Below are 25,920 nucleotides of genomic sequence, written 5' to 3' on the forward strand. Positions count from 1 at the left end.
ACCTTTTTCCTTTATAGCTTATAGATCGCGCTAAACTTTTCTTCGAGATAATTCAAAAGCGGTGCTTCGGTCGGGGCAAATCCACAGGCTTTTTCGATTACATCACGCGGCTCATACAGACCGCCATGTTGTTGCAGGTTTTCACGCAACCAACCAGTCGCCGGAGATGTATCACCTTTCACAAGCGACGCATCCAAATCTGGCAACGCCTGACGCATCGCTTGGTTCAAACATCCCGCATAGACATTGCCAAGGCTGTAGGTCGGGAAATAGCCAAAATAGCCAACCGACCAATGCACATCCTGCAAACACCCATTTGATGGCTTATCCACTGCAAAGCCAAAGTCACGCTCAAACCGTTCGTTCCAAGCTGTCGGCAAATCTTCGACCGCCAATTCGCCCGACAGTAGCTTTTGCTCCAGGTCGAAACGCAATAAGACGTGTAAATTGTACTGAAGCTCATCTGCTTCGGTCCGAATATAGCCTTCGCCAACGCGATTGACGGAACCGTAAAATGCCTCTGCGTCAGCAACAGATAAATCACCAAACTCCTGGCGCATAAGATCAAAAAGATAGCTGGTAAACGCCTCGGAACGGCCGATTTGGTTTTCGTAAATCCGGCTTTGGCTCTCGTGAACACCCATCGACACACCGCACCCAAGCGGGGTCAAATGATAAGCGGCATCGACACCAAGTTCATAGCACGCATGACCAGCCTCGTGAATGGTCGAGTAAAAGCAATTAAACGGATCGCTTTCAACTGTGCGCGTTGTGATGCGAACATCCTGCCCGGATCCGTTTGAAAAAGGATGTACAGCCTTGTCCAAACGCCCCATGTCGAAGTTAAACCCGAAATTGGCCGCCAGCGTATGCGCAATCTTCATCTGTTTGTCGGCTGTGAATGTACCGCTTAGTTTCTCAGGCTGATGCGACGCGCCCAATATCTTTTCGCGCAGCGCGACCAAACGCGGCCGCAAGGCCCCAAACATTGACGACAACTCAGCGGCCGTAACGCCGGGTTCGTATTCCTGCAAAAGCGCATCATAACGATCACCACCATCGGCTAAGGCGTCTGCCTCTTCTTGGCGTAGTTTGATCAAATCTTTGAGTGCAGGCGCAAAAGCTACAAAATCCTCGTTTGCACGGGCTTCTGCCCAGATACCCTGCCCCAAGCTTGTCGCGCGCGCGAGTTCAGCCGCAAGGCGCGCTGGAACTTTGGCAGTACGTTCATATTTGCGGCGGATCAGGCGCAGATTTGCGCGTTCCACAACCGATAATGCGCTTTCGTCGGTTTGCTCCAACCACTGCGCTATTTTTGGATCTGTACGACGTGCATGAAGCACGCCTTCCATCGCGGCGCCCTCTTCTGCGCGTTGATTAGAAGACCCACGCGCCATCATCGTTTCCTGATCCCAGCCCAAACGGCCTGCAATCTGACCCAATGCCTCAGTTTCACGTTGAAACGCCATCAATTCTGAATAGGCTTGCATATCTTAATCTCTCACACTTTGAACAGTTGGATATTGGGCTGCAAATCGCGCCCGCAGGATAAGAACCCACAGAACAATTGCGCCAAATTGATGCAAGATCGCCAAGCCAAGCGGCGCAGCTTGCATCACAGTTACGATTCCTAAAACGATTTGCAAAAGCAACATAACCGCCAAGGCATCGAAGCACCCTTTGGTGGTTTTGTTTCCGCTTTGACGGCTTTTACGCCAAAGGACAAACGCAAAGACAGCGATCAAATACCCAGCACCCCGGTGTATAAATTGAACAAGCGCTGAATTTTCGAAGAAGTTACTCCAGACCGGGCTGAGACTAAACATACCATCCGGAATGACTTGGCCATTCATGAGCGGCCAATCAATGTATCCTCGCCCTGCATCGATCCCCGCGACCAACGCCCCAAGCAGAATTTGCAAAAAAGCGAAATGCATAAGCCCCGTAGACATCGAAAACAATTTAGCTTCGCGACCACGGCGCGCCTTGATCAGGTCGGCCTCAGAACGTCCCAGCAGCATCACATACCAAGCGATAAATCCAAAGATTACGAAAGCCAGTCCGAGGTGGATTGCCAGCCGATAAGACGCAACATCAACAACACGGCCGGTCAGGCCAGAACTGACCATCCACCAGCCAACGGCGCCCTGTAACCCACCAAGAGCGCCAAGCCCTAGCAACCGTCCGCTCCAGCCTGTAGGAATACGTTTGGTTGCCCAAAAGAACACAAAACCAGCGGCCCAAACCAAACCTATAACGCGCCCAAGTTGACGATGCCCCCATTCCCACCAGAAGATGGTTTTGAATTCTTCCAGCGTCATCGCAGCGTTTTGAATCAAAAACTCAGGGCTATCTTGGTATTTTGCAAACTCAGCTAACCAATCCGCCTCTGACAAAGGCGGGATCGCACCTGTTACGGGTTTCCATTCAGTTATCGATAACCCAGAATCCGTCAGACGTGTTAATCCGCCCACAAGGATCATAATTGCAACCAAGAAAAAGATGGTCATCAACCAAACGCGAATAGGCCCACGCGCCCCACGGTGCGCCGTGTCGATCACCCCCGGTGTAAGGTTGGCGCGTTCGACTTTAGCGTCAGTGCCAACCTCTTCGAAAATACTGCGTTTTTGGCTCATGGCGTGTTCTTTCGCTCGTGTCGCTTAGGTGGAACATTAGGTTCGAGAGCTCGAAGCTTCAAGTCAATCGTTACGTGTTTTCCAACGCACCATTTGACGCATGATCCCGTGGAAAACCTGAATATCAGCTTTGGTCATCGGCATACGCGACCAAAGGTTTCTGAGATTGGTTTTCATGTTTTCAGCTTTTGCCTCAGGAAAGAAAAATCCCGCATCATCCAAACGCTGTTCAAAGTGATCACCCAATTTTTGCACTTCGATTGCTTCAGCAAATTCGGTTTTGGCCATTTCCACCGCTTGAGGCACGATCTCCGCCGTTTGGCGACGCCATTCATACGAAGTCAGCAAAACGCATTGCGCCAAATTCAATGAGGCAAATTCAGGGTTCACAGGAACCGAAATAATCGCATTTGCGCGCGCCACATCTTCGTTTTCCAGACCTGAACGCTCAGGGCCAAACATCACACCAACTTTTTTACCTTCAGCAATGAGTGCGCGCGCATGTTCCATTGCGCGCTCAGGTGTCATCACTTGTTTTGTCAGGCCCCGATGCCGCGCCGTGGTTGCAAAAACAAAGTTACAATCCGCCAATGCATCTTCTGTTGTGTCATACAGTCCCGCCTCGTCCAGCAGCCGACCCGCACCCGAAGCCATGACCACGGCCTTTTCGTTTGGCCAACCATCACGCGGTGCGACAATGCGCATACGATCCAAACCAAAGTTCCACATCGCACGCGCGGCGCCGCCGATGTTTTCCCCCATTTGTGGGCGGATCAAAATCATGGCTGGCTGTGGTCCAACCCAAGTTGTCGCGGTGTCAGTCATGAGAACCCTACAATGTTAATATCGTGCCCAAAAGGCGTGGAGCCTGATACGCTGAGTTATCAGCAGAGGCAAGGGATTGCCCCACTTCAGACATTGTATAGAGAACAAATTTATTGAATTTGCCACTCTTTCAGGACTTGCTTACGCGAGTGGCGTAGCCAAGCGTGAAAAACCGCGTTATAGCAGCGCCAACACTGACCAAAGGAACCTGCAATGACTGACTCCACAGTTTCTGAATTCGAGCGTCCGCAAATCTATCTTATCACGCCGCCCGAAATAGAACTTTCACAGTTTCCTGACGCATTGAACCGCGTATTGGATGTGACTGATATCGCATGTGTTCGTTTGGCTTTGGCGACCAAAGACGAAGATCGCATAGCCAAAGCGGCTGATATCTGTCGCGAGGTCTGCCACGCCCGCGATATCGCATTGGTTATCGACAATCACGTAATGCTGGTTGAACGGCTTGGCTTGGACGGTGTTCATTTGACTGATGGGTCGCGTTCGGTGCGTAAAACCCGCAAGGAACTTGGCGCAGATGCCATCATCGGTAGCCATTGCGGTGCATCCTCCCACGATGGCATGAGCGCGGGTGAAGGCGGTGCAGATTACATTTCCTTTGGTCCTGTGGGATCAACGCCACTTGGCGACGGAACCCGCGCGGAACAGGACCTGTTTCAGTGGTGGTCCGAAGTTATTGAAATACCATGTGTTGCCGAAGGCGCGCTTGATCTGGATATGATCCGCACGCTCGCGCCGTTAACTGACTTTTTCGGAATTGGCGAAGAAATCTGGAACACTGAAAGCCCAGAAGATAAACTTCGCGAATTTCTGTCTGCAATGTCTTGATTTAAAATAGAACCCGCTATCTCGGCGGGTTTTATTTTCCTACACGCAATCCCGAACGCACCGCCTGTTCGCAATGGGCTGCAAGCTTTTTTCGATCAGAAAAATCGGAAACATTCACCGCGTCATGGTAGATCACTTCGATTTTGCCTTGTTTCCAAACTGATAGAGTTTTTAGTAGATGCGGCGCAAAATCCATATCGCCCCACCATCCATAAAACTGAATATCTTGCCCTTCAGGTGCAAAGTAGTTCACCGTCACAGGTTGAATCTTCAAATCACGTCTAATGTTACCTGCGAAGAACGCCGCAAAAAGCGTTGATTTAAAGGGAAGAACACGCAATCCGTCAGTCGATGTTCCTTCTGGAAAAAACATCAGATTGTGCCCCATCGTCAACCGTTCTTCAAAGACAGTTTTTTGTACTTTCGCATCCCGCGCTGCGCGGCGAATGAAGACAGTACCCGTAGCGCGCGCCAACCAGCCGATTCCGGGCCATTTTGCGACTTCGGATTTTGATACGAAATAAACTCTCTTTCTCGCGTTTAACGAAAAAATATCCAGCCACGATGCATGATTGGCGACCGCAGCCCCTGGGCCCTTCATTGGTGTCCCTATGGAGGAAAATCTAATGCCCAAAATGATGAACGCCATCCGGCAAACGAACTGGGTGATATAGGGCGACACTGGGCGTTGTGCCCCAAATATTGGGCGTTCAATACACCGTACTAATAACAATAGGATCAAACAACCAAACGTCACCCCCCCCAGAACTGTCCCCCGCAACAGGACCAACATCCAGCCGACGGGGGTAATTTTATAGGGTGCGCCTTCATCTTGGGAATGCCACGTCGGGAGTGTCATGTGTTGCGCACTTCGGTATATATATGTCTGCGTTTTTGGTTCATCCGTTCAGTGTCCATCACCAAACAGATATCGGTTGTATTGAAGTCATGATCGACAAATGCCCCATCCCCGACAAATCCACCAAGACGTAAATAGGCTTTGATCAAAGCCGGAGTTTGCGCCATTGCGTTTTTTCGGTCCAATGCATCTGGTGGAATGATGTTCATACTTTGATAAGCGTCATTCACAACGCGAACACGCAAATCCTCAGGTGCTAAGTGAGAATGATATAAATAACTTAACGGTTCACGAAGAGCATTCAAATCGGTGCCATGGAAGCTGGCAACCCCAAACAGAATTTCAATCTCGTGCTGTAAGACATATTCAGCCAAACCATTCCAAATTTGGTACATAGCCGTTCCGCCACGAAAATCGACATGCAGGCATGATCGCCCCAACTCAAGCAACTTGCGGCCCGAAGCTTTTAGGGCTGTAAGGTCATATTCATCTTCGCAATAAAACCGGCCGTTTTCCGGCAAGTTTTCTGAGCGTAAAAACCTGTAAACCCCAACGACGTGGTCTAAATTTAATGCCGAACGTGTAGGATCAACCAAAATAAGATGATCGTAATATGGGTCAAATGCATCTGTCTCAAAACGGTTTTCATGATCCACCAGCGCACCATCTCCCCCAAGCTCTTCGATAAATACTTGGTAGCGGAGACGTTGAGCACCCAACAAATCCTGTTCGTTTGTCGCCAGACGTAATTCAAGTTTAGGGAGGTCTCGCGCCATTAGAAGTCCGCATCTCTCTGATTAGATGGGAGCCTTCTAGGGGGTTCAGTTTCACATTGCAACAAAACCTGCCGATGATGCCCGCCAATACAACGAATGATTGAATTTCAAACGCCAAAATGATGTATAGTTATTTTTATAAAGGAACCCACTGCAATTCAACGCGTGTCCCATCAATAACGACTTTACCTTGCTCTTCGAAATTAACGGTTATTTTACCATTAATGTTGGATTGTATTTGTCCAAGACCCCAGGCTGGTTGTTGCGGGTGACGCACAAACATTCCCGGCTCCAATATAGAATTAAGGTTGTCCATTTCGACCTTTCCTCAGGATATTTAGTAATATGAGCACCAAAGAACTTGATCTTGCAGCCCTGCTTGGTTCGCGCATTTGCCACGATCTTATCAGTCCTTTAGGGGCCATCGGCAATGGTCTTGAACTGTTGGAAATGACTCAAAGTGCAAATGGGCCCGAATTAGATCTCGTTTCAGACAGTGTCGCCAGCGCAAATGCCCGGATTAAGTTTTTCCGCGTTGCATTTGGTCACGCCCGTGGAGACCAGCAAATCGCGGATCGAGAAGTGCGCTCTATTCTAGCTGAACATGCCAAAAACAGTCGCCAAACGATTGATTGGCAAATTAGCCAGGATCCGCTGCGAAATTTGGTCAAAATCGCATTTTTATTGATAAACTGCATGGAGTCCGCAACGCCTTTTGGCGGCAACGTCACCGTAAGCGAAGACAACGGGCGCTGGCAAATTACAGCGACCGCTGAGCGGCTGATCATCAACAGCCCCTTGTGGGAAGTGCTTTCAAATCCGAACGCCACTCATGAACTGAAACCAGCAGAGGTGCAGTTCGCACTTGTTCCGCTGGAAATTCAACGTAGCGGCAGACGCCTAACTGTCGAAATCGAAGAAAGCGGTATCTCGGTCCGCTTTTAGGCGCCCCCACCAACACGATGATTTCACAAACAATTTCAATGATTGGGTGTCCTGCAAGGCAAAAAATTAAACTCAAACGAAATCAATAGGTGAGCGCACATATGTCCCGAATTTTTTCACCTTAGGCACCTCACTCCCCCGCTCAGCCGCCGCTTTTACCCCCCATGAAAGCGTGATGCCAACATCTCTACCGCCGCATTGGTTGCAGCGCGGTTTCGCGATGAACGGGTTAAGGCAGTAATCTTCATCATGCTGCTCAATTAAATCCGCCTTTAGCACCGCTAACCTTGGACGGAAGAAGAATTGATGCTGCATGGGAAACAAACCTCAGGGAATACATCAAAACAACCCTCAAAGATTCTAATGGGCAGATAGCAACGTTTGAACTCGGGAACGAATACCAAAGCCACATGACTGCAAAGGAATATGGCCGCATTGCAAGTAAATCGGCAGAAATCATTCAAGAAGAATTGAATAGCTATTTAGACAATCATGCTGGTTGGGAAGAACCCGATATCGCGGTGCAAATTTGGAACCAGAGTATTGGACAGCAAGATTCGAGCGGGACAACGACCAATACAGGCCTTACAGATCAGGAATCACAGCCAGAAATGCGGCCGTTATGGAAGAGTTCAGCACCGAAGGACGGGTTGCGATTGATACGCTTGTCGGTCATTTTTATTTTGGAACTAGTGGCGATAGATACGCCAAAAAATGTACTCGATTATTCCGACATCGAAGATCTGACAACGTTAACTGATGCAACTTGTGGCGATGCGATATCAACCTAAAGCAGTATCCGCAATTGACACCGACAAACTCACCATAGCGGGTGAGTTTGTCAAATTGGTGAAGGAAATCTTGTCGGCAAAAAACAAATAGATGTTTCGACGACAGATACAAATATTGACATTCATGCGTTTTCCGAAACAGGCCAAGTTGTGGTGTTCCTGTCGTCTTTGACTGAAGATCAACTCAGTTACGTCTATAACTTGAGTAGCACTGGCACAAACGTTTCGGTGTCCAAGCTAGGGAGTGATATTATTAGCGTTGATGGGAAGTTAAGAGATTCAGATCCTGCAAATAACTACGACATATGGGAAGAAGCCGTATTTGGGCGAGAAAGGATGGGAAAGTGGAAGGTCCGCACACTTATTTGGAGGCACCAATGGACTCATGGAACTCGCCCTATAGCGAAGTATTATGCTGGGGTCGGACAGATAACCCACTTCCCGATCAAGATTGGGATTTGGCCTTGATTAATACCCTCAGCATTGATGAATTTGACCAAATGATCGCAGATACGTCCATTAAGGAAGACGCGCGCCATTTTTTTATTGGGTGTCTCTATACACTGGTCGGTGACGCCGTTCGTACAAATGATCAAGAAGCGATCAATGCGGTTTTGGCATTTTGCAAAAAGACGGCGCCCCTAAATATGTACTTGGGATTGTGGAGTATTAGAACACTGAACTTGATTGAGAATCCCGCTGACTATGAATACGCGTACTGGGGGGATAATCCCTTCCGGTTCGCTCAAGAAGGCGGGCTTTGAAATACCGGTTGGCATTATTGCTATGACGCAAATACCTGAAACCCGCCATTCGTTGAGTATTAAGCAAAGTCGGTTTCTCCTCCCTAAGACAGAAAGCTCCAAATTGGGGTCAGACTTGCAGCCATGACCCAATCGCAAATGACACAGAAGGGAATAAACCAAAGCGGGACGTCTGTTTTGATCAAGTTATGATGTAATAAATCCCACAATCCATGTGCTGCGAGCGCGCCCACGATCACGTATGGATATCCGTTCAGTCCGACCCAAGCCGCGGCGGCAAATGCAAGCGCGATAGAGAATTCCAAAAACACCGTTCTGGGGCGGCCATCCTTAAAGGCATATCCAATGTAAATGCCTGCGATCAAGACGAGCGTAATGGCAGCAAGTTTGGACCGGAAGGAATAAGTGTATTGGTAGTGGCAATACCCCAAGCAGAAACCCAGACGTCAACGGTACTCGCGCAAAAATATGCTCTTGTCTGTTCATAGTTTCCTGATCTAGCTATGAGGCGCTGCGGTCAATGCGACAAATTCGCGTTTGAAGAGGCCTGGGTGATCTCAGGGCAGACCTTTATCAGTGAACCTGCAACCGCAGCAAAGTCATCAATGCCGAAACTCGAGCATATTGCGAGCAATGACTGCATCCAGCCATAAGCGATCGTTGGATTTTGACGCCTGTAGACCTCCTTGCCTAAAAATTTGGGGCAAAGCGTCTACAAATCTTCGGGCAACTCACATTTAACACTCAAGCACTTGCAAACAAACATAGTGCCGCTTTTCGAAAAAGGGCACCATGGGGCTAAAAACTTAAACAAGCGACGGTACCAGTTTAAACATAGGTACTAAACTCGAGATGTTGATTGATGAGTAATTTGAGAGATCTGGCGCTTGTAAATGCTGAATAGGGTTACGCATCGCTCTCACCTTGGGCGTTTTTGCCGTCGATAAAGCGCTCGATGATCGTGACCGCCATCAGCCCCACCAGAAACGCCGCCGCGCAGAGCGTGCCAAGTGCGCCTTGCAGATCCTCAGGCATCTCACCCAGCCACGGACGCAGCAAAAACGGCGCAAGTGAGCCGACGCCGAATGACGTGGCCGCGCCGATAAACATCACGCGCAGCCCCTCTTTCCATGTGGTTTTTAAAGTCGCGGAGCGCACGGCCCCGCCCAAAGCCCCAAAGAACGCCAGAAGCGCCGTGCGATCATTAAACATCTGACCCAGCACGCCAAAATCACCGTTAAACATACCAATCCCTTTCGGTTTTATCGTGAATTCAAACGCCCTTAGGCCACCTGTACCGCATTGTTTCGGATGGCTTTGAGCAGGCCTTGGGGGCCGTCGGTTATGACCGCGCCGGGGGTGCCGGGGGCGATGCTGAAGGTGGTGCCAAAGGTGACCGGCAGCGCATCAGCGCGCGTTATGTCGGTCAGCGGCAGGTAGCCTTTTGTTTTGACGCGGCCTTTGTCATTGCTGGCGATATCTTCCCATGCCACCCCGGCAAACAGGCTGGCCGCATCAGCGTTGGTCATCAGGCGCACCCGGTCAAACGTCCCGTCATACGCCAGCACCGCGCCCATGCGTATCCCCGTGCCTGAGGTGTTTTTCAGGGCCTGTTCTTCGTCGGCAAACATCGGGCGTTTGCGCGCGCCGGGCTTAAAGATCGACGCCACCCCAGCCGATCCAAGCGCGCCGTTGATGATCGCCAAAACCGCCGCGTTGTCCTGATCCGTGTGGTTTTGGTCGAAGGTCACGGTGATCGGCGCACCGCCATCGATGGTCCCGCTGAGAGCTTTTCTGCTCGATGTGCAATCGCCAAGCCGCTTGCCGAGCGTTTTGATGACCACATCTTTATTCAACCCAACGCCTTGCGCTGAGACATCGCCCCAGCCCCAAGCCGCCGCGCCAAATCCGGGCGAACCAACCCGTTCATAAAACCGATCCGTGAGACCATCACCAAAGATATCCGCCACCGCAGCAGTGCCCGCAATCGCCACGCTGCTGGACGCGTCTTGGGTCGCGCTTTTGATCCGCAGCGCCTCGCCAAAATCCTCATTCAGGAACACCGCCGGGGAATTGCCATGGCCGGTGATCGTGATCTCATTATGATCCGCCGGTTGCTTGGCCAAATCGGTTTGAAGCCACGGATCAATCTTTACCGCAATGTCCCCGCCAAACACGCAGCCCTGCGCAAAACACACTTCAGGCTGGAATGAAGCGCGCGGCTTTAATTCAAAGGAGTTCGTCCCATCTTGGCGTGCGACAAAGCGCGAACGGATCAATTCAACCCGCGTTGGGGTGTCAAAATCAACGTTGGTGTGATAGCTAAATCCACCCCGACGCCGCGAGATAAACGTGCTGTCCTGCAAACGCACCACCTGCCCCGACGACAGACCCGATCCAACCGCATATTGCGCGCCCCAATAGTTCCCCACGCTGCTGTCATTGCCCAGGTGTTCAACATGGCAATTGACGATCTCCTGAACCCGGTTTGAATAATTACCATCGCTTTCCAGATGGATCGCATAACGCGCATTTTTCGCGGTGATCCTCAGCCCTTCTAGGCACGCACCGTACCGTTACCCGTCACAATGTATTTGAAACTGGTCAGTTGCTCCGCTCCAACGGGGCCTCTCGCGTGCATCTTGCCGGTTGCGATCCCGATTTCAGCCCCCATACCAAATTCGCCGCCATCAGCAAATTGGGTAGACGCATTGCGCATCAAAATAGCACTATCTAGGCGCGTAAAGAAATGTTCGGCGCAGACATCATCTTCGGTTAAAATACAATCTGTATGGTTAGAACCATAAGTGCGAATGTGGGAAATTGCGTCATCAGCAGACTCTACAATTTTTGCCGCGATGATCATGTCGAGGAACTCAGTTCCCCAGTCATTCTCCGACGCAACTGTCGTCCCTGTCAAACCATCCCCAGCGTGAACATCCACCCCTTTTTCAATCAGCGCATCCACAACAGCCTGCCCAAGGTCCGCCGCGATGTCTTTGTGAATAAGCAAACATTCTACTGAACCACAAATGCCAGGTCGACGCGTTTTAGCATTTATGACCACATCCAGTGTTTTCTGCGGATCAGCCGCTTTATCAATGTAGATGTGAACGATACCTTCAAGATGAGCAAACACCGGCACACGCGCTTCGCGTTGAACAAGCCCGACCAAACCTTTACCACCGCGCGGAACAATGACGTCAATATAATCTGTCATGGTTAGCATTTCAGACACAGCCGCCCGGTCACGGGTTGGCACCAACTGAATGGAATCCTCTGGTAAACCTGCTGCGTTCAGTCCCTCTTGCAAACAGGAATGAATCGCGCTGGCACTGTGAAAACTTTCTGAACCGCCGCGCAAGATAACAGCATTTCCGGCCTTTAGGCACAAGGCACCTGCATCCGCTGTCACGTTTGGGCGACTTTCGTATATAACGCCGATCACGCCTAACGGCGTGCGCACACGTTTTATGTGCAGACCTGTTGGACGGTCCCATTCGGACAACACCGCACCGACAGGGTCATCCTGCCCAGCAACGGCACGCAAACCATTTACGATCCCTTCGATACGAGATTCATCCAGCATCAAACGATCCATCATCGCAGGTGATAGGCCTTTGGCCCGCCCAAAATCCAAATCTTTAGCATTTTCGTTGATGATATCTGCACGGCGCGCCCAAACGGCATCTGCCGCAGCGTTCAGTGCTTGTTCTTTACGTGCCGGTGGTACAAACGCAAGCTCCGCTGCTGCCGCGCGGGCGCGGGCACCAATATCAGCCATAAGGGCGGGGATATTTTGCGTATCACTCATTGTTTGTACCTTTGTTTGTCGTTCGACGCCCGATCAGAGCGCCATATCATCACGATGGATAAGGGCCGCACGGCCCGGGTATCCGAGTATTGCTTCTATTTCTTGGGATTTATGGCCTTTGATCGCCTCGGCTTCTTGCGCGGTATAGCGCATCAAGCCCTTTCCAAGCGTTTCGCCAGAGGGGCCAAGAATATCAACCGGGTCACCTCGGCCAAACTCACCTGAAACACTGATCACACCCGCCGGAAGAAGTGATTTCCCCTGCCCCAGCGCGCGTGCAGCCCCAGCATCCAACTTAACATTTCCTTGGGGTTTCATCGTCCCGATCCAAAGTTTACGCGCGGCTTGCGGGTCGCTTTCTGCTAAGAACCATGTGCAAGATGCACCCTCCATCAATGCCTTAAGCGGACGCAGGGCCGACCCCTCGGAAATCACCATAGCGCATCCAGCCCCAACAGCCGTTTTGGCCGCCATGACCTTTGTCTTCATCCCACCCTTTGACAGGCCAGACGTCGGATCACCCGCCATCGCTTCGATCTCAGGTGTTATGTGTTCAATCACCGAAAGCCGTTTTGCCGTAGGATCGATCTGCGGATTTGCAGTGTAAAGGCCATCAACGTCAGACAGCAGAACCAGTTTATCCGCCCCAACGGTCACGGCAACTTGCGCAGCTAAACGATCGTTATCCCCAAACCGAATTTCGTCTGTCGCCACAGTATCGTTTTCATTGACGATGGGAACGGCGCCAAGCCCCAGCAATTGCTCAAGCGTCGCGCGCGTATTAAGATACCGACGACGGTTTGCGCTATCCTCAAGCGTCAGCAATACTTGCGCAGTTGTTATGCCGTGGAGCTGCAACGCCTCTTCGTAGGCGCGGGCCAAACGGATTTGCCCAACAGCGGCTGCGGCCTGAGATTGCTCAAGCGACAGCGCACCATCGGACAACCCTAAAACCTGCCGACCAAGCGCAATTGAGCCAGACGATACCAAAACAACATCAACGCCACGCGATTTGGCCTCTGCCACGTCCTCTGCAAGGCAATGAAGCCAAGCAGCCTTTAGCCGACCAGAATTGCGGTCAACCAAAAGTGCTGAACCGATCTTAATAACCAAACGTTTTGCGGAACTTAAGGACGCCACGTCTGGGGCTCCTCCTTAGAGGATTTTAGACGAATGCGATCATCTTCGATTTGTCCACGCACTGCGCGCAATACAGGTGTTAAGCCTTCTTTGCTAACACCAGACATCATCAGAACCTTACCGCCAACAGCCTCTTCGAGGGCAGCGCGTTTTTCTTCGCGTTCTTCAGGTTCCAACGCATCGATTTTATTCAATGCAGTCACGCGTGGCTTATGGGCCAGTTCACCGCCATAAGCTTCGAGTTCATTGATGATTGTGGTGTAGTCCTGAACGACATCCTCTGCCGTGCCATCGATTAAATGGAGCAAAACAGAACAGCGTTCGACATGCCCCAAAAACCGGTCCCCGATACCGCGGCCTTCGTGTGCGCCTTCGATCAGGCCGGGAATATCCGCCATGACAAATTCCGCGTTATCAACCCCCACAACCCCAAGGTTTGGGTGCAAAGTTGTAAACGGATAGCCCGCGATTTTTGGACGCGCGTTTGAGCTCGCGGCTAAGAATGTTGATTTACCGGCATTGGGCAGCCCAAGCAAACCCGCATCAGCAATCAGTTTCAAACGCAGCCAAATGGTACGGTTAATGACTTCTTGTCCGGGGTTGGCGCGGCGCGGTGCCTGGTTTGTTGCACTTTTAAAATGCAAATTCCCAAATCCACCGTTACCGCCTTTGGCCAAGACGATGCGTTGATCGACTTCGGTGATATCCGCAATTACTGTTTCCTGATCTTCATCAAGAATTTCCGTCCCAACGGGCACGCGCAAGACAATATCTGCCCCGTCGTGGCCTGTGCGTTGGTTGCCTTTGCCCGGCTCACCGTTTCCAGCGAAAAAGTGCTGCTGATAGCGAAAATCAATAAGCGTGTTCAATCCTTCGACGGATTGAATGACCACATCGCCGCCACGACCACCGTCGCCCCCATCAGGGCCGCCGTATTCTTTGTGCTTCTCACGCAGAAACGACACGCAGCCGTTCCCTCCGGCACCGGAACGAACATAGACTTTGGCGAGATCAAGAAATTTCATCGGTTGCGGCCTTAAATTGCTGTTGTGTCAGGCGATAGAGTACTATGGGCGCGGCCTCAAGTCTTGCTGCAGATTCTCCGGTACTATCACCCATTTTTTCGAACCCCAAACGCTTCAAAACACAGCCTGAGGCAGGATTGTCGGCAAAATGGTCTGCGACAACCTCTTTCATGTCAAATCGATCAAAACACTCTGACAACAAAAGATGCATCGCTTCGCTGGCAATGCCTGTATTCCAAAGCAAAGGATCAACAAAATATGCACAACTCACTGGGTTTCCACCAATTCCGACCGTTCCAATGACTTTGGTGTCATCCGTGGCGAAACAAATACCAAGCCGAAACCCAAGCTCCTTGCGCCACTTAGACTGTTCGATCCAGTTTAATACCTTATCCGTTGGCCAAGGCGACGTCACCGAAAATAACATCGGTGCAACATCGTCATTGCCCGCAATGCGCTGTAAATCAGGTGCGTCCTGCGCCCTTAGGGGCCGCAGGATCAATCTTTCAGATTGCAAAAGCATATCACATGCCTAGATCAGTTTTTTCAGGTAGGTCCATGTCGGAACATTGGCATTGCGAGAAACACAATGTGTTTCGGCATCTCCAAGATATTCAAATCCGGATTTCGTCAAAACCCGAGCAGAGGCCGGATTATCCTGAAAAACAGATGCAAAAATCGTTTCCGCGCCGTGCGGATTATCCTGCAGCAATGCATTCACGCTGGCTGACGCGTAGCCCATGCCCCAAAACGCCGGCGCAGTCCAATACCCAATTTCAGATTGCTTTCGATCCATCGCAGTTAGCGAAATAACACCAATCACTTCGGAACCACCGCTTTTGCTTGCATCGATAACCCAGACATCTTCGTTCCGGTTTTGATCTGTCGCACGCGTAATAAAAGCGGACGTTGCGCCCGGCGGCAAAGGATGAGGAATAGACGACGTTGTTTCAGCGACACGTTTGTCAGACGTATACATGCGCAACAGTCCCGCATCGGACTGCTGTACAGGACGCAAAATAAAGGTTTCCGCCTGAACAACAGGCTGGGTATTAATTGTCTCAAGTCTCATGCGTTTCCTCCTCCGAAAGGCATAAGGAATGCGGCTAAAATTCTGCTCTAGGCGCATTGTGTAACAATGGGGCGACGGGGGTGACATTTAAAGACACCACAGATCAAATTTTTGAAACCAAACGTGACCTGCGGTATGCCTGACTTCGATGTATAAAAAACAACACTAAAACGCGTGCTGTTTAATATTTAGTTGCCCCAAAACGAAAAAGGGACCGGCAATGCCGATCCCCCTGTTTTTATAACCTTTAACGGGTTCGGCTTACTCAGCGGCCTCCGCCACCGGGAGAACCGAAATAAAGGTGCGGCCCTTAAGGCCTTTGTGGAATTTTACAGCGCCGTCAACAGTCGCAAAGAGTGTGTGATCTTTGCCTTCGCCAACGCCTTCACCTGGCCACCATTTGTTACCGCGCTGACGCACGATGATGTTGCCCGGGATCACGGCTTCGCCGCCATATTTCTTCACGCCAAGGCGGCGACCTGCGGAGTCGCGACCGTTACGGGATGAACCACCAGCTTTTTTATGTGCCATTGTGTCTCTCCTTAACCTTTGACGATTTCTTGAGCCTGAGCGATCCAGCCTTCACGCTCGATCCGGCCTTTGAAGGACAATTTTTCGTCCATCTCAGCAACGTCAGCTTCTGACCAACCTGCGATTTGTGCAAAGGTTGTTACGCCAGCTGCATGCAGTTTTTTCTCAAGTGCCGGGCCAACGCCTGACAATGTCTTAAGATCATCTGCACCTGCTGCCGGAGCAGCCGCTGCTTTTGCTTTCTTTGGTGCCACTTTAGGCGCAGCTGCAGCAACAGCCGCACCAGATACAGAACCTGCACCGATCGCTGCTTTAACACCAGACGCATCTGCACCTTTTTCAAGGATGTCAGTTACGCGAACCAATGTCAGTTGCTGACGGTGGCCTTTGGTGCGCTTTGAGCTGTGCTTACGACGACGCTTTACAAAGTTGATTACTTTTTCGCCTTTGATCTGGTCGATCACGTCGGCTTGAACCGCAGCACCTTCAACGGTTGGTGCGCCAACAGTCGCCCCTACCATCAGAATCTCATTGAATTGTACTTTTTCGCCAGCATCTGCAGCCAGTTTTTCAACGCGCAGAACGTCGCCGCTCTGAACTTTGTACTGCTTGCCGCCGGTTTTTAGAACCGCAAACATTTGCATTTCCTTACGTTTCCGCGTTCTATGGCCCCCAGATCGCCCTGGGCATTTACGCTAATGTAGCGCCTCGAACTGCGCGCCCCTTCGGACGGATTGCAATTAACCGTGTAAGTGAACCCTACACAGATGCGCGCTTATGTGGGGGAACTGCATTTTTGTCAAGCAATATGTCACCTTGTATCAGATCACTGCCAAGACTTCCAAACCCTGATCAGACTGTATAGGACAGTCAAGACAGCAGAATGGAATACCCTATGTTACCGATCAATCCGACCCAGATCCCCGCGCTTTACAAACAGGCACTTGGTTTGCAGCAAAAAGGCAAATCCAACGAGGCCGTCAAGATATACGACACCATTCTGACAACCAACCCAAAAATCGCTGAAGCGCATTTTCAAAAGGGACAGATATTTCTGCACGCGTTGCAGTTTGAATCCGCGACAAAATCATTTTCAAACGCGGTCAAACTAAAGCCCAAAGAACCAGCAATATGGCAAGCCTACTGCGAAGCCTTGATCCGATTTGCTAACCCACAAGCCACCAGCGCTGCATTGAAGATCCTGACATCCTCAGGGCTTCCTACTCAGACGCAAAAGGCAATTGCTGACCGTTTAAAATCCCCGCGCACAAAAACCAAAGTTGACGCGGGTTCTGCCCGGCCAGCCGATCTAAACGCGATTGTCTCCTTCCTTAATGCAGGGAAGTTTTCTGAGGCAGAAAAGAAAACCCAGTCCTTACTGCGCACCAATGGAACATCGCCTGTCTTGTGGAATATGCTCGCTGCCGCCCAAGAGGGGCTTGGCAAAGCAAATGACACGAAGGCCAGCTATAAAAAGGCAATACAACTTAAGCCCGATTATGCGGAGGCCCACCTGAATTACGGGCGTTTCTTACTGGCTATTGGCGATATTTCCAACGCTTTGACATCACTGGAGCAAGCCCGTTCCCTTACCCCGAATGCGCCAGCGGTCTTACTTCAATTGGCAAAAGCTTATCATCGCCGGGAAAAACTGGACGAAGCACATAACCTTATTACACGTGCCGCTACACTTGATGCGAAAAACGCTGACATTTTCCTCACAAGCGCCCAAATCGAAACTCAGCGCCATGATCATGATTTAGCGCTGAAAAGCCTAGAACGTGCTGAAACTCTGGGTGATGTAAGCCAAACCTTGTTTGTGCTGCGCGCCAAAGCCCAAAGCGCGCTTGGCCGCGAAAGCGATGCCTTGGAAAGCATAGAACAGGCCATTCAAATCGCACCGCAAAACATCGCAGCACTGGCAGCGAAAGCGTCGATCTTGCAATCGCATGGCGATTTTGATGCCGCAACACAGGTGTTTGAATACATGTTTGACCTTGCACCTTTGGCCGGGGAACATTTCAGAACCTACAGTGCCTCGCATAAGTTTACGGCCGATGATCCCGTTCTAACACGTATGGAGGCCGCCTACGCTGACCCTGCCCTTACGGATGCGCAACGCATGCAGTTTTGTTTTGCGCTTTCCAAAGCGATGGAAGATCTGAAAGACTATGACCGCGCCTTTCCATATCTTTCTGAAGCCAACACGTTGATGCGGGCAAGCCACCCCTACGATATTGAAACCCGGCGCGTCGAAATCGATATGTTTAAAAAAGCATTTTCTGACTTTGATACAAATACGCCAGCAGATGATAACGCGTCAAACTATGCGCCGATCTTTGTCACCGGTATGCCGCGTTCGGGTACGACACTGATTGAACAAATTTTAGCAAGCCATAGCACGGTTGAAGGTGCGGGTGAAGTTGGTTGGCTGCCACGCAAGGGATATGAAACCTTAATTCCACGGGATGGCAGCACCAGATTGCTCTCGGATATTGCGGATTCTGACCTACGGAAGATCGCGGTCGAATACGAACAGGTTATGAAAACACTACTGCCGGGATCGCAAAAAGCGACCGACAAATCCATTCAAACCTATTTAATGATGGCCTTGGTTTGGCGCGCGCTGCCCAATGCAAAGATCATTGTGGTGCGGCGCGATCCTCGGGATAATTTGCTGTCAATTTATCGCAACCTTTTCCCAGAAGGCACACACCTCTATAGCTACGACCTGCACGACCTCGGCCAATATTATCGAATGTTCGACGAAATGATCAATTTCTGGCGTGAAATTGCGCCCGATCGTTTTTACGAAGTGTGGTATGATGATTTAATCGCCAACCCTGAGGAAGAGTCACGTAAACTCGTTGCCGCAGCGGGATTAACTTGGGAAGATAACTGTCTGAATTTTCATCAAAACAAACGCCGCGTTGATACGTTATCTGTTTATCAAGTACGTCAGCCGATCTACAAATCATCGCTTAAAGCGTGGCAGCGTTATGAAAACGAACTGAAACCATTGTTTGAGAGCCTTGGCGATCTGTGTGAACCGCCAAAGCGGGATTAATTAATCCGCATTCGGAAAGAACAACTGTTCGCCATCACGGGTATATGCACCGATGGCGGACTGACCTGCATCCGACAACATCCAATCAACAAAGACCTGTGCCTGTTCTGATCTCACGTTTGGACATACTTCAGGATTGACCGCTATTATTCCGTATTGATTGAATAAAACAGGATCCCCTTCAAACAGGATTTCATGTGTATTTCTATTACCAAACGCCAACCACGTTGCGCGATCCGTCATTGTGTAGGCGCCCATTGCGACGGCAGCGTTTAATGTTGCCCCCATTCCGGAACCCGTTTCACGGTACCAGTCACCATTATTTTCTTCGGTATCGATACCCGCTACTTCCCACAACGCCCGTTCTTTTTGATGTGTTCCACTTTCATCCCCGCGCGACACAAAGGTTTCGCCTGTTGCCGATATAGAGCTCAACGCAACACTGGCGTTTTCGGCATCGTTCAGATGCGCCGGATCAACCCCAGGTCCTACGATGATAAAATCATTATACATCACATCAAAGCGTTCGGTTCCGTAACCTTCCGCAACGAATTGTTCTTCGGCGGATTTTGCATGAACCAGTAGAACATCGCCATCGCAGTTACGCGCATTGTTCAAGGCTTGTCCTGTTCCCACAGCAACAACACGCGCTTCAATTCCAGATTCTGCTTCGAATTGCGGCAATATCGCGTCATAAAGCCCTGAATTTGCGGTCGAAGTTGTTGACTGGACAACAATGAATGGACCGCAACACGCCATGGTCGCTGTCAAAGAAAAAGCAACGGAAAGTGCGATAGTCCGCATTTCACAAAATCCTAATTAAGGTTGAAGAATAAGTTCACTCGAAAGATAAGCACGCGCGCCATCTGACTTTGGATCTGCAAAGAAAGTTTCAGCGGCGCTATGCTCTGTGACTTGCCCCCGAGATAAGAACGCAACATCGTCAGCCAGACGCCGCGCCTGCGCGCAGTTATGGGTGACCAATATAACTTTCACCCCGGCATGAGCCGTGCGTTTGGTCAATTCCTCGATCGCACTGGTGGCTGCGGGATCAAGGCTTGCGGTGGGCTCATCCAATAACAACAACTGCGGTTTCGCCGCCAGGGCCCGTACCATAGCAAGTCGTTGCTGTTCGCCGCCAGACAGTGCCCGTGCTGGCGCTTCGGATTGCCGTGTTAGATCAGCCAGTACCAATAATTCAGCCAGACGCCCCGGGCGTAATTTGCGCGGCACTTTCGCAAGCTTAAGCGCATGCAATAAATTAGAGCGAACCGACCGCCGCAACAGCACCGGTTTTTGAAACACCAGCGCGGGAAATCTCTGCGTTTCAGGCAAATCGATAGATCCGCCATCCGGTTGCAAAATCCCGGCGATACACTTTAACAAAAGGCTTTTGCCCGCGCCATTAGGACCAATTAACGCCGTTACCCCTGTCGCGTTAAGGCCAAGGTTCACCCCCCTCAGCAAAGGTTGACCATCGCGTTCCAGATAGAGGTTCTGCACCTTAATCCCGTCAGACGTAACGGTTTTGCCCTGGGTATCGTGATCAGGAAACGGAATGATCCTTGGTTCAGCCATAGGCGCGTGCCCTTTGCGTTCCGCGCACGCCCATCAGCGCCGCATTGATCCCAAACGAAAGGATCAACAAAATGATCCCTAACCCCATCGCCATCGCCAATTCCCCCTTGGAGGTTTCTAATGCGATACTGGTCGTCATAACCCGCGTGACGTGATTTATGTTGCCTCCAACGATCATCACAGCGCCCACTTCTGCAAATGCGCGGCCAAGCCCAGCGAGTGTTGCGGTCAACAAACCTGGTCGTGCCTCCCACAGAAGGGTTGCGATGGTTTGGGCGCGGGTCGCACGTAAAGCGCGCAGCGTTTCGCCGTATTCCAACGACAAATCAGACAACACCTGCCGGCTAATGGCAGCGATGATGGGCGTCACAATGATAAACTGCGCCAAAATCATCGCCATTGGCGTGTAGAGCAATTCAAAGACCGCAAACGGCCCAGACTGGCTGAGCGCCATATACAGCCCCAGACCAACAACAACAGGCGGCAGCCCCATGAGCGCACTAACCACGACCGAAAGAATACCCCGCCCCGGAAACCGTCCAATGGCCAAAATAGCACCCAACGGACCGCCAACAAGGACCGCCATCGCGACGGCAGAAAACGTAACCTGCAAGGATAGACCCACGACTTCGTACAGGATCGGATCGCCAGTTACGATCAATCCAAATGCCGTTGAAAATGAATCCGCAAAGGTTTGCACGTCAGAATTACCCGTTTTATGTGCCTTGTATATTCAGGGCTACGGCGTCTCATAGCTATCTGTCAATGCCACGAAACCGCCGGCCTCAGATTTGAGTCGCTTCTCAAAATTAGAGTGTCGTTTATTGCTTTGGTTTGAAGAATTAGTTTTTCGACCAGTCATCGACAGCGTTAAACCGCACTTAATCCCTGTTTAAATCTCAACGCATTGTTTTGGTAGTTTTCGGCCGAAGCCAACAACCCGGCTATGGCCGTTTCATCTAAAGAGCGAACAACTTTACCCGGTGCGCCCACAACAAGAGAACCATCTGGGATTTCCTTGCCTTCCGTGATCAGCGCCCCTGCCCCGATCAAGCAATTTTTGCCAATAACGGCGCCGTTTAAAACAGTGGCCCCCATCCCAATCAAACTACCATTACCTATGGTACATCCATGCAACATCGCTTTGTGACCGATCGTGCAATTCGATCCAATCACCAATGGATAGCCCATGTCAGTATGCAAAACACAGTTCTCTTGTACGTTTGAACCAAGCCCAACAATGATACGTTCGTTATCACCCCGTAAAGTCGCCCCGAACCAAACCGAGGCGCCGGCCAGAACGGAAATCTTACCAATAACATTCGCATCAGGCGCAACCCATGCAGTGTCATCAACATCAGGCGAAAAATCATCCAAACCATATAGTGTCATGGCCGTTCATCAAACTCTTTGTTCAAGGTTCTTACAGTTTCAACCAAATTTGGCTGTTGCGAAATGCGCATACGCTCTGAGGTTACGATGGTTTTCAGTTTTGCCTCAGTTGCGTCCAGATCATCGTTGACCAAAACATAATCATATTCGGGCCAGTGACTGATTTCATCTCGGCTTTTGCGCATCCGATCCTCAATGACCTCAATGCTGTCTTGGCCACGTGAAACCAACCGACGCTCGAGTTCTACAATTGACGGCGGCAGGATGAAAATCGACAGAACGTGCTTGCCAAGTGCTGAATTGCGCACCTGTTGGCCGCCCTGCCAATCCACATCGAACAATACATCGCGTCCGCTGTTTATCGCGTCTTCCACAGGGGCTTTGGGGGAGCCATAGAAATTCCCGAACACTTCGGCATGTTCCAACATGTCTCCATCAGCAACCATCGCTTCAAAAGCGTCACGGGAGCGGAAGAAGTATTCGCGCCCTTCTTCTTCACCTTCACGTGGTGCGCGCGTGGTCGCGGAAACCGAAAACCTAAGCGTATCATCCCACGCCATAAGACGTTTGGCCAAAGTTGATTTACCCGCACCGGACGGGGAACTGAGAATTATTAAGAGGCCGCGCCGCGCTGCTGTCATGATCTATTCCACATTCTGAACTTGTTCGCGCATCTGATCTATCAGCACCTTAAGGTCAAGCCCAAGTGTCGTCAGAGATTTATTCTGAGATTTTGAACAAAGTGTGTTCACTTCACGGTTAAATTCCTGCATCAGAAAATCGAATTTCCGTCCCACAGGACCAGACTTCGCCAGTAAATCACGCGCGGCAACGACGTGCGCTTCTAGACGGTCAAGCTCTTCCGTTATATCAGCCTTAACAACAATCAATGCCAATTCTTGGGCAAGGCGCCCCTCGTCAACGGCATCTGTATTGTCCAAAACACCTGCGAGATTAGCGCGCAGATTTTGCGCCATTTCGTCTTTTCGCTCGACTGCAATTTCATATGCTTTTGCAATCTTGATAGCAACGTTATCAACCTGCGCTGACAGGATTGAATTCAATGCGGCCCCTTCTTGTGCACGCATTTGACAGAAGTCCGCCAACACAGATTCAAAGTCAAAAGTCAGCAATGACAATAGCCCATTTGTGTCGGCATCATCCGACGCCAACTCAAGAACACCGCGTTGAGACAAGACATCAGATGCCGTTGTTTTAGCTAAAGAAAAGCCGTTTTTCGACGCTGCCTCTTCAACTTGAGACAAAATAGCCAAAGTGCGCTCAAGTGCCTGTTCGTTCAAACGGTGTGTTTCTGGTTGTGCCTCACGAGAAAGACGGAGATTCAACGTGACGCTCCCACGACCCAACTGTGCTGTCATGGCCTTGCGCAATGATTGCTCTAATCCCTCAACCCAGTCAGGAACTCGAAGCCTAAGATCCAATCCTTTGGCATTGACGGAACGAATTTCCCAACTCCAATCAAACCCCAATCCATCGCCACGCCCACTTGCGAAGCCGGTCATCGAATTAACCATTTGTGAACTTTTGCCCCCATTTATGCGCAAAGCATGTCATATTAACACTCAGTTAAGGCTTATGGACATAGGGTTAACAAACCACTGCCCTAGGAACAACAGCCATAGATGGGAACGGCTCTCGAAGGGCGGAGAAAACAGATGACGCATTACGGACATAACATCATTTCAATGGTAGACTACCAAGATCTTAATCGCTTTCCTGCTTTGAAGCAGATTGAGGCGTATTGGGAAGGTCTGCGCAATGGTAATGATATTCCAAGCCGCTCTGAAATTGATCCGCGCGGCATTCAACAGCTGCTGGAACACACATTTGTACTCGAGCGCATCGCACCGGGTCTTGCACGGTTTCGTATCGCTGGTATGCATCTCGTTGACTTGATGGGCATGGAAGTTCGTGGAATGCCGCTGTCTGCATTTTTCACACCAGATGCCCGTGCGATTGTTTCAGACGTTCTAGAGCGCGCATTCAGCGGCCCCGAAATCGTTGAGCTGACTCTTTACGCTGAAAAAGGGATCGGCAAACCACCGATGGACGGCAAAATGATCTTTTTGCCATTGAAAAATGACATGGGTGAAGTGAACCGTATATTGGGGGCATTTGTCACCGAAGGCCCAATTGGCCGCGCAGGTCGTCGTTTCCATATTGAAACAACAAAGGCCCGCCACGTTCACGTTGACAGCCACAACGCCGAAGATGTGCCGCAATCCGTAATCGGGTTTGCCGAAGATCACGTAGCATTTGAAGAGAAAAAGCCGGACACAACGCGCCCGGCTCTTCGTTTGGTGAAATCAGACGACTGATTTATCCTGCTTTGGCCTGCATTTCTTTGCGGGCTGAAGACAACTCTTCCGCGATCAAGAAAGCGAGTTCCAGAGATTGGCTCGCGTTGAGGCGCGGATCACACGCAGTGTGGTAACGATCGGATAGGTCTTCTTCGGTCACAGCGCGGACACCACCGGTGCATTCCGTCACATCCTGGCCGGTCATCTCGAAATGAACGCCACCTGGGATCGTGCCTTCAGCTTTGTGAATGCCAAAGAATTCCTGAACTTCGCGCAGAACCGAATCAAATGGGCGGGTTTTATAGCCTGTCGCCGATTTGATGGTGTTGCCATGCATCGGATCACAAGACCAAAGCACATTTGCGCCCTCTTCTTGAACGGTTTTGATCAAGCGCGGTAGGTGATCGCCTACAGAGCCTGCACCAAAACGTGCAATTAGGGTCAAACGCCCAGCTTCGTTTTCTGGATTCAACTTTGCCATCAGAACTTTCAGGTCTTCGGCCGTTGTTGTTGGTCCACATTTCAAACCAATCGGATTTTGAACCCCACTCAGGTATTCAACATGTGCGCCATCAGGCTGACGGGTACGGTCCCCAATCCACAACAGATGGCCAGACCCCGCAACCGGGCGACCTGAAGTCGAATCAATCCGGCAAAGCGCCTCTTCGTATTCCAGCAAAAGTGATTCATGGCTGGTGTAGAAATCAACGGTCTGCAAAGTGTGCGCACGATCGCTATCAACACCGGCCGCTTTCATAAAGTCGAGCGCGTCAGAAATACGGTCCGCCATATCGCGGTATTTCGCAGCATTATCGCCTTTGGTGAATCCCATGGTCCAGCTGTGAACTTGATGAACATCTGCATACCCACCAGTGGAAAATGCACGCAAAAGGTTCAAAGTCGCCGCAGATTGCGTATAAGCTTGCAACATTTTTGCAGGATCAGGGCTGCGCGCACCTTCGGTGAAATCGAGTTCATTGATGATGTCGCCGCGGTAGCTTGGCAGTTCGATTCCATCTTTAGTTTCTGTCGGTGCAGAACGTGGTTTTGCAAATTGTCCGGCCATACGGCCAACTTTGACCACTGGCACTTTGGCGCCATAGGTCAAAACCATCGCCATTTGCAGCATCACTTTGAACGTATCGCGAATCGCATCAGCTGAAAAATCGCTGAAACTTTCGGCACAATCGCCGCCTTGCAATAGGAACGCTTCGCCGCGAGAAGCCGCAGCCAATTGCGCCTTAAGTGTCCGTGTTTCCCCCGCAAAAACGAGCGGAGGATACTTTGCAAGCTGTGCCTCTACAGCATTCAGTGCTACCTCGTCCGTATAGACGGGCATCTGAATCCTAGGCTTGTTGCGCCAGTCAGATTTGTTCCAGACCCGTGTCATCGTCTTTGCTCCAATAAGAATAATTTAGAGTTTGCCTTATATCGACGTTTTTAGGGGCTTGCCAACAGAAGAAATCCAGCGCAAATGCGCGCAGCGATATATGATATGATAATCAGCACGAACTTCTTGATCTGAGTCTTCAAAC

Annotated in this window: 29 protein-coding genes; 6 read left to right on the top strand and 23 right to left on the bottom strand. The window is 50.6% G+C overall.

Annotated features, from left to right (window positions below; all coding sequences use genetic code 11):
* Positions 1 to 11: 11 nt before the first annotated feature.
* From G9C99_RS01545 to G9C99_RS01555, 3 genes are all read right to left on the bottom strand, one after another.
* Positions 12 to 1,490 (bottom strand): carboxypeptidase M32, encoded by a 1,479-nt coding sequence (locus G9C99_RS01545; protein ID WP_166415693.1) that lies wholly within the window; start codon positions 1,488 to 1,490, stop codon positions 12 to 14.
* 3 nt (positions 1,491 to 1,493) lie between these two features.
* On the bottom strand, positions 1,494 to 2,636 hold the full coding sequence (gene ctaA, locus G9C99_RS01550) for a heme A synthase (RefSeq protein WP_166415694.1): 1,143 nt from the start codon (positions 2,634 to 2,636) through the stop codon (positions 1,494 to 1,496).
* Between the two features lie 63 nt (positions 2,637 to 2,699).
* Positions 2,700 to 3,461, bottom strand: a complete 762-nt coding sequence (locus G9C99_RS01555) for an RNA methyltransferase (protein WP_166415695.1) — start codon at positions 3,459 to 3,461, stop codon at positions 2,700 to 2,702.
* A 213-nt stretch (positions 3,462 to 3,674) separates the two neighbouring features.
* Here G9C99_RS01555 and G9C99_RS01560 point away from each other — a divergent pair, with 213 nt between their 5' ends.
* The gene (locus G9C99_RS01560) at positions 3,675 to 4,310 is read left to right on the top strand and encodes a thiamine phosphate synthase (RefSeq protein ID WP_166415696.1); all 636 of its coding nucleotides are present in this window, start codon (positions 3,675 to 3,677) and stop codon (positions 4,308 to 4,310) included.
* Between the two features lie 31 nt (positions 4,311 to 4,341).
* Here G9C99_RS01560 and G9C99_RS01565 read toward each other — a convergent pair whose 3' ends face one another.
* From G9C99_RS01565 to G9C99_RS01575, 3 genes are all read right to left on the bottom strand, one after another.
* Complete coding sequence (locus G9C99_RS01565; protein ID WP_166415697.1) at positions 4,342 to 5,169, bottom strand: lysophospholipid acyltransferase family protein; 828 nt, start codon at positions 5,167 to 5,169, stop codon at positions 4,342 to 4,344.
* Entirely contained in the window at positions 5,166 to 5,945 is a 780-nt protein-coding gene (locus tag G9C99_RS01570) for a GNAT family N-acetyltransferase (RefSeq protein ID WP_166415698.1), read from the bottom strand. The genes G9C99_RS01565 and G9C99_RS01570 overlap by 4 nt, the downstream gene beginning before the upstream one ends.
* A gap of 136 nt (positions 5,946 to 6,081) precedes the next feature.
* On the bottom strand, positions 6,082 to 6,261 hold the full coding sequence (locus G9C99_RS01575) for a DUF3553 domain-containing protein (protein WP_166415699.1): 180 nt from the start codon (positions 6,259 to 6,261) through the stop codon (positions 6,082 to 6,084).
* A gap of 29 nt (positions 6,262 to 6,290) precedes the next feature.
* Between G9C99_RS01575 and G9C99_RS01580 the strand changes: the two genes are divergently transcribed.
* The 3 genes from G9C99_RS01580 (at position 6,291) to G9C99_RS01590 (ending at position 8,445) form a co-directional block, all read left to right on the top strand.
* A complete protein-coding gene (locus G9C99_RS01580) occupies positions 6,291 to 6,890 on the top strand; it encodes a histidine phosphotransferase family protein (protein WP_166415700.1) in 600 nt (199 codons plus the stop codon).
* Positions 6,891 to 7,177: 287 nt separating this feature from the next.
* The gene (locus G9C99_RS01585) at positions 7,178 to 7,681 is read left to right on the top strand and encodes a hypothetical protein (RefSeq protein ID WP_166415701.1); all 504 of its coding nucleotides are present in this window, start codon (positions 7,178 to 7,180) and stop codon (positions 7,679 to 7,681) included.
* A gap of 377 nt (positions 7,682 to 8,058) precedes the next feature.
* Entirely contained in the window at positions 8,059 to 8,445 is a 387-nt protein-coding gene (locus tag G9C99_RS01590; protein ID WP_166415702.1) for a hypothetical protein, read from the top strand.
* An 83-nt stretch (positions 8,446 to 8,528) separates the two neighbouring features.
* On the opposite strand, the gene G9C99_RS01595 is transcribed toward G9C99_RS01590, so the two are convergent.
* The 10 genes from G9C99_RS01595 to G9C99_RS01640 all read right to left on the bottom strand — a co-directional run bounded on the left by G9C99_RS01595 (position 8,529) and on the right by G9C99_RS01640 (position 16,665).
* Positions 8,529 to 8,876, bottom strand: a complete 348-nt coding sequence (locus G9C99_RS01595) for a DUF6010 family protein (RefSeq protein WP_166415703.1) — start codon at positions 8,874 to 8,876, stop codon at positions 8,529 to 8,531.
* A gap of 475 nt (positions 8,877 to 9,351) precedes the next feature.
* Positions 9,352 to 9,690 carry a hypothetical protein gene (locus tag G9C99_RS01600; protein ID WP_166415704.1) on the bottom strand — a complete coding sequence of 113 codons (339 nt, stop codon included), beginning with the start codon at positions 9,688 to 9,690 and terminating at the stop codon, positions 9,352 to 9,354.
* Between the two features lie 38 nt (positions 9,691 to 9,728).
* Positions 9,729 to 10,877 carry a hypothetical protein gene (locus G9C99_RS01605; protein WP_166415705.1) on the bottom strand — a complete coding sequence of 383 codons (1,149 nt, stop codon included), beginning with the start codon at positions 10,875 to 10,877 and terminating at the stop codon, positions 9,729 to 9,731.
* Between the two features lie 125 nt (positions 10,878 to 11,002).
* A complete protein-coding gene (locus tag G9C99_RS01610) occupies positions 11,003 to 12,259 on the bottom strand; it encodes a glutamate-5-semialdehyde dehydrogenase (RefSeq protein ID WP_166415706.1) in 1,257 nt (418 codons plus the stop codon).
* Positions 12,260 to 12,292: 33 nt separating this feature from the next.
* Positions 12,293 to 13,399 carry a glutamate 5-kinase gene (proB, locus tag G9C99_RS01615; protein ID WP_166415707.1) on the bottom strand — a complete coding sequence of 369 codons (1,107 nt, stop codon included), beginning with the start codon at positions 13,397 to 13,399 and terminating at the stop codon, positions 12,293 to 12,295.
* On the bottom strand, positions 13,387 to 14,424 hold the full coding sequence (obgE, locus tag G9C99_RS01620; RefSeq protein WP_166415708.1) for a GTPase ObgE: 1,038 nt from the start codon (positions 14,422 to 14,424) through the stop codon (positions 13,387 to 13,389). Before obgE ends, proB begins: the two co-directional genes overlap by 13 nt.
* On the bottom strand, positions 14,411 to 14,947 hold the full coding sequence (locus G9C99_RS01625) for a GNAT family N-acetyltransferase (protein WP_166415709.1): 537 nt from the start codon (positions 14,945 to 14,947) through the stop codon (positions 14,411 to 14,413). The genes obgE and G9C99_RS01625 overlap by 14 nt, the downstream gene beginning before the upstream one ends.
* A 9-nt stretch (positions 14,948 to 14,956) precedes the next feature.
* Positions 14,957 to 15,496 carry a GNAT family N-acetyltransferase gene (locus tag G9C99_RS01630; protein WP_166415710.1) on the bottom strand — a complete coding sequence of 180 codons (540 nt, stop codon included), beginning with the start codon at positions 15,494 to 15,496 and terminating at the stop codon, positions 14,957 to 14,959.
* 261 nt (positions 15,497 to 15,757) lie between these two features.
* Positions 15,758 to 16,027: a 50S ribosomal protein L27 gene (gene rpmA, locus G9C99_RS01635; protein WP_166415711.1), complete on the bottom strand. Its 270-nt coding sequence runs from the start codon at positions 16,025 to 16,027 to the stop codon at positions 15,758 to 15,760.
* Positions 16,028 to 16,038: 11 nt separating this feature from the next.
* Positions 16,039 to 16,665, bottom strand: a complete 627-nt coding sequence (locus G9C99_RS01640) for a 50S ribosomal protein L21 (RefSeq protein WP_166415712.1) — start codon at positions 16,663 to 16,665, stop codon at positions 16,039 to 16,041.
* A gap of 245 nt (positions 16,666 to 16,910) precedes the next feature.
* Here G9C99_RS01640 and G9C99_RS01645 point away from each other — a divergent pair, with 245 nt between their 5' ends.
* Positions 16,911 to 19,094 (top strand): tetratricopeptide repeat-containing sulfotransferase family protein, encoded by a 2,184-nt coding sequence (locus tag G9C99_RS01645; protein WP_205859810.1) that lies wholly within the window; start codon positions 16,911 to 16,913, stop codon positions 19,092 to 19,094.
* Here the strand turns inward: G9C99_RS01645 and G9C99_RS01650 are convergent, their stop codons facing one another.
* From G9C99_RS01650 to G9C99_RS01675, 6 genes are all read right to left on the bottom strand, one after another.
* Positions 19,095 to 19,898 carry a substrate-binding domain-containing protein gene (locus tag G9C99_RS01650; protein ID WP_166415714.1) on the bottom strand — a complete coding sequence of 268 codons (804 nt, stop codon included), beginning with the start codon at positions 19,896 to 19,898 and terminating at the stop codon, positions 19,095 to 19,097.
* Between the two features lie 15 nt (positions 19,899 to 19,913).
* Entirely contained in the window at positions 19,914 to 20,672 is a 759-nt protein-coding gene (locus G9C99_RS01655; protein ID WP_166415715.1) for an ATP-binding cassette domain-containing protein, read from the bottom strand.
* Positions 20,665 to 21,372, bottom strand: a complete 708-nt coding sequence (locus G9C99_RS01660) for an ABC transporter permease (RefSeq protein WP_166415716.1) — start codon at positions 21,370 to 21,372, stop codon at positions 20,665 to 20,667. The genes G9C99_RS01655 and G9C99_RS01660 overlap by 8 nt, the downstream gene beginning before the upstream one ends.
* Before the next feature lie 170 nt (positions 21,373 to 21,542).
* Positions 21,543 to 22,064 (bottom strand): gamma carbonic anhydrase family protein, encoded by a 522-nt coding sequence (locus G9C99_RS01665; protein ID WP_166415717.1) that lies wholly within the window; start codon positions 22,062 to 22,064, stop codon positions 21,543 to 21,545.
* Entirely contained in the window at positions 22,061 to 22,705 is a 645-nt protein-coding gene (gene gmk, locus G9C99_RS01670) for a guanylate kinase (RefSeq protein ID WP_166415718.1), read from the bottom strand. Before gmk ends, G9C99_RS01665 begins: the two co-directional genes overlap by 4 nt.
* Before the next feature lie 3 nt (positions 22,706 to 22,708).
* Positions 22,709 to 23,587 (bottom strand): YicC/YloC family endoribonuclease, encoded by an 879-nt coding sequence (locus G9C99_RS01675; RefSeq protein WP_231703940.1) that lies wholly within the window; start codon positions 23,585 to 23,587, stop codon positions 22,709 to 22,711.
* Positions 23,588 to 23,740: 153 nt separating this feature from the next.
* Between G9C99_RS01675 and G9C99_RS01680 the strand changes: the two genes are divergently transcribed.
* Positions 23,741 to 24,403 carry a PAS domain-containing protein gene (locus tag G9C99_RS01680; protein ID WP_166415720.1) on the top strand — a complete coding sequence of 221 codons (663 nt, stop codon included), beginning with the start codon at positions 23,741 to 23,743 and terminating at the stop codon, positions 24,401 to 24,403.
* Position 24,404: 1 nt separating this feature from the next.
* Here the strand turns inward: G9C99_RS01680 and G9C99_RS01685 are convergent, their stop codons facing one another.
* A complete protein-coding gene (locus G9C99_RS01685) occupies positions 24,405 to 25,775 on the bottom strand; it encodes a class II 3-deoxy-7-phosphoheptulonate synthase (protein WP_166415721.1) in 1,371 nt (456 codons plus the stop codon).
* Positions 25,776 to 25,920 lie beyond the last annotated feature (145 nt).

The sequence above is a fragment of the Cochlodiniinecator piscidefendens genome, assembly GCF_011326755.1.
GTDB lineage: Bacteria > Pseudomonadota > Alphaproteobacteria > Rhodobacterales > Rhodobacteraceae > Cochlodiniinecator > Cochlodiniinecator piscidefendens.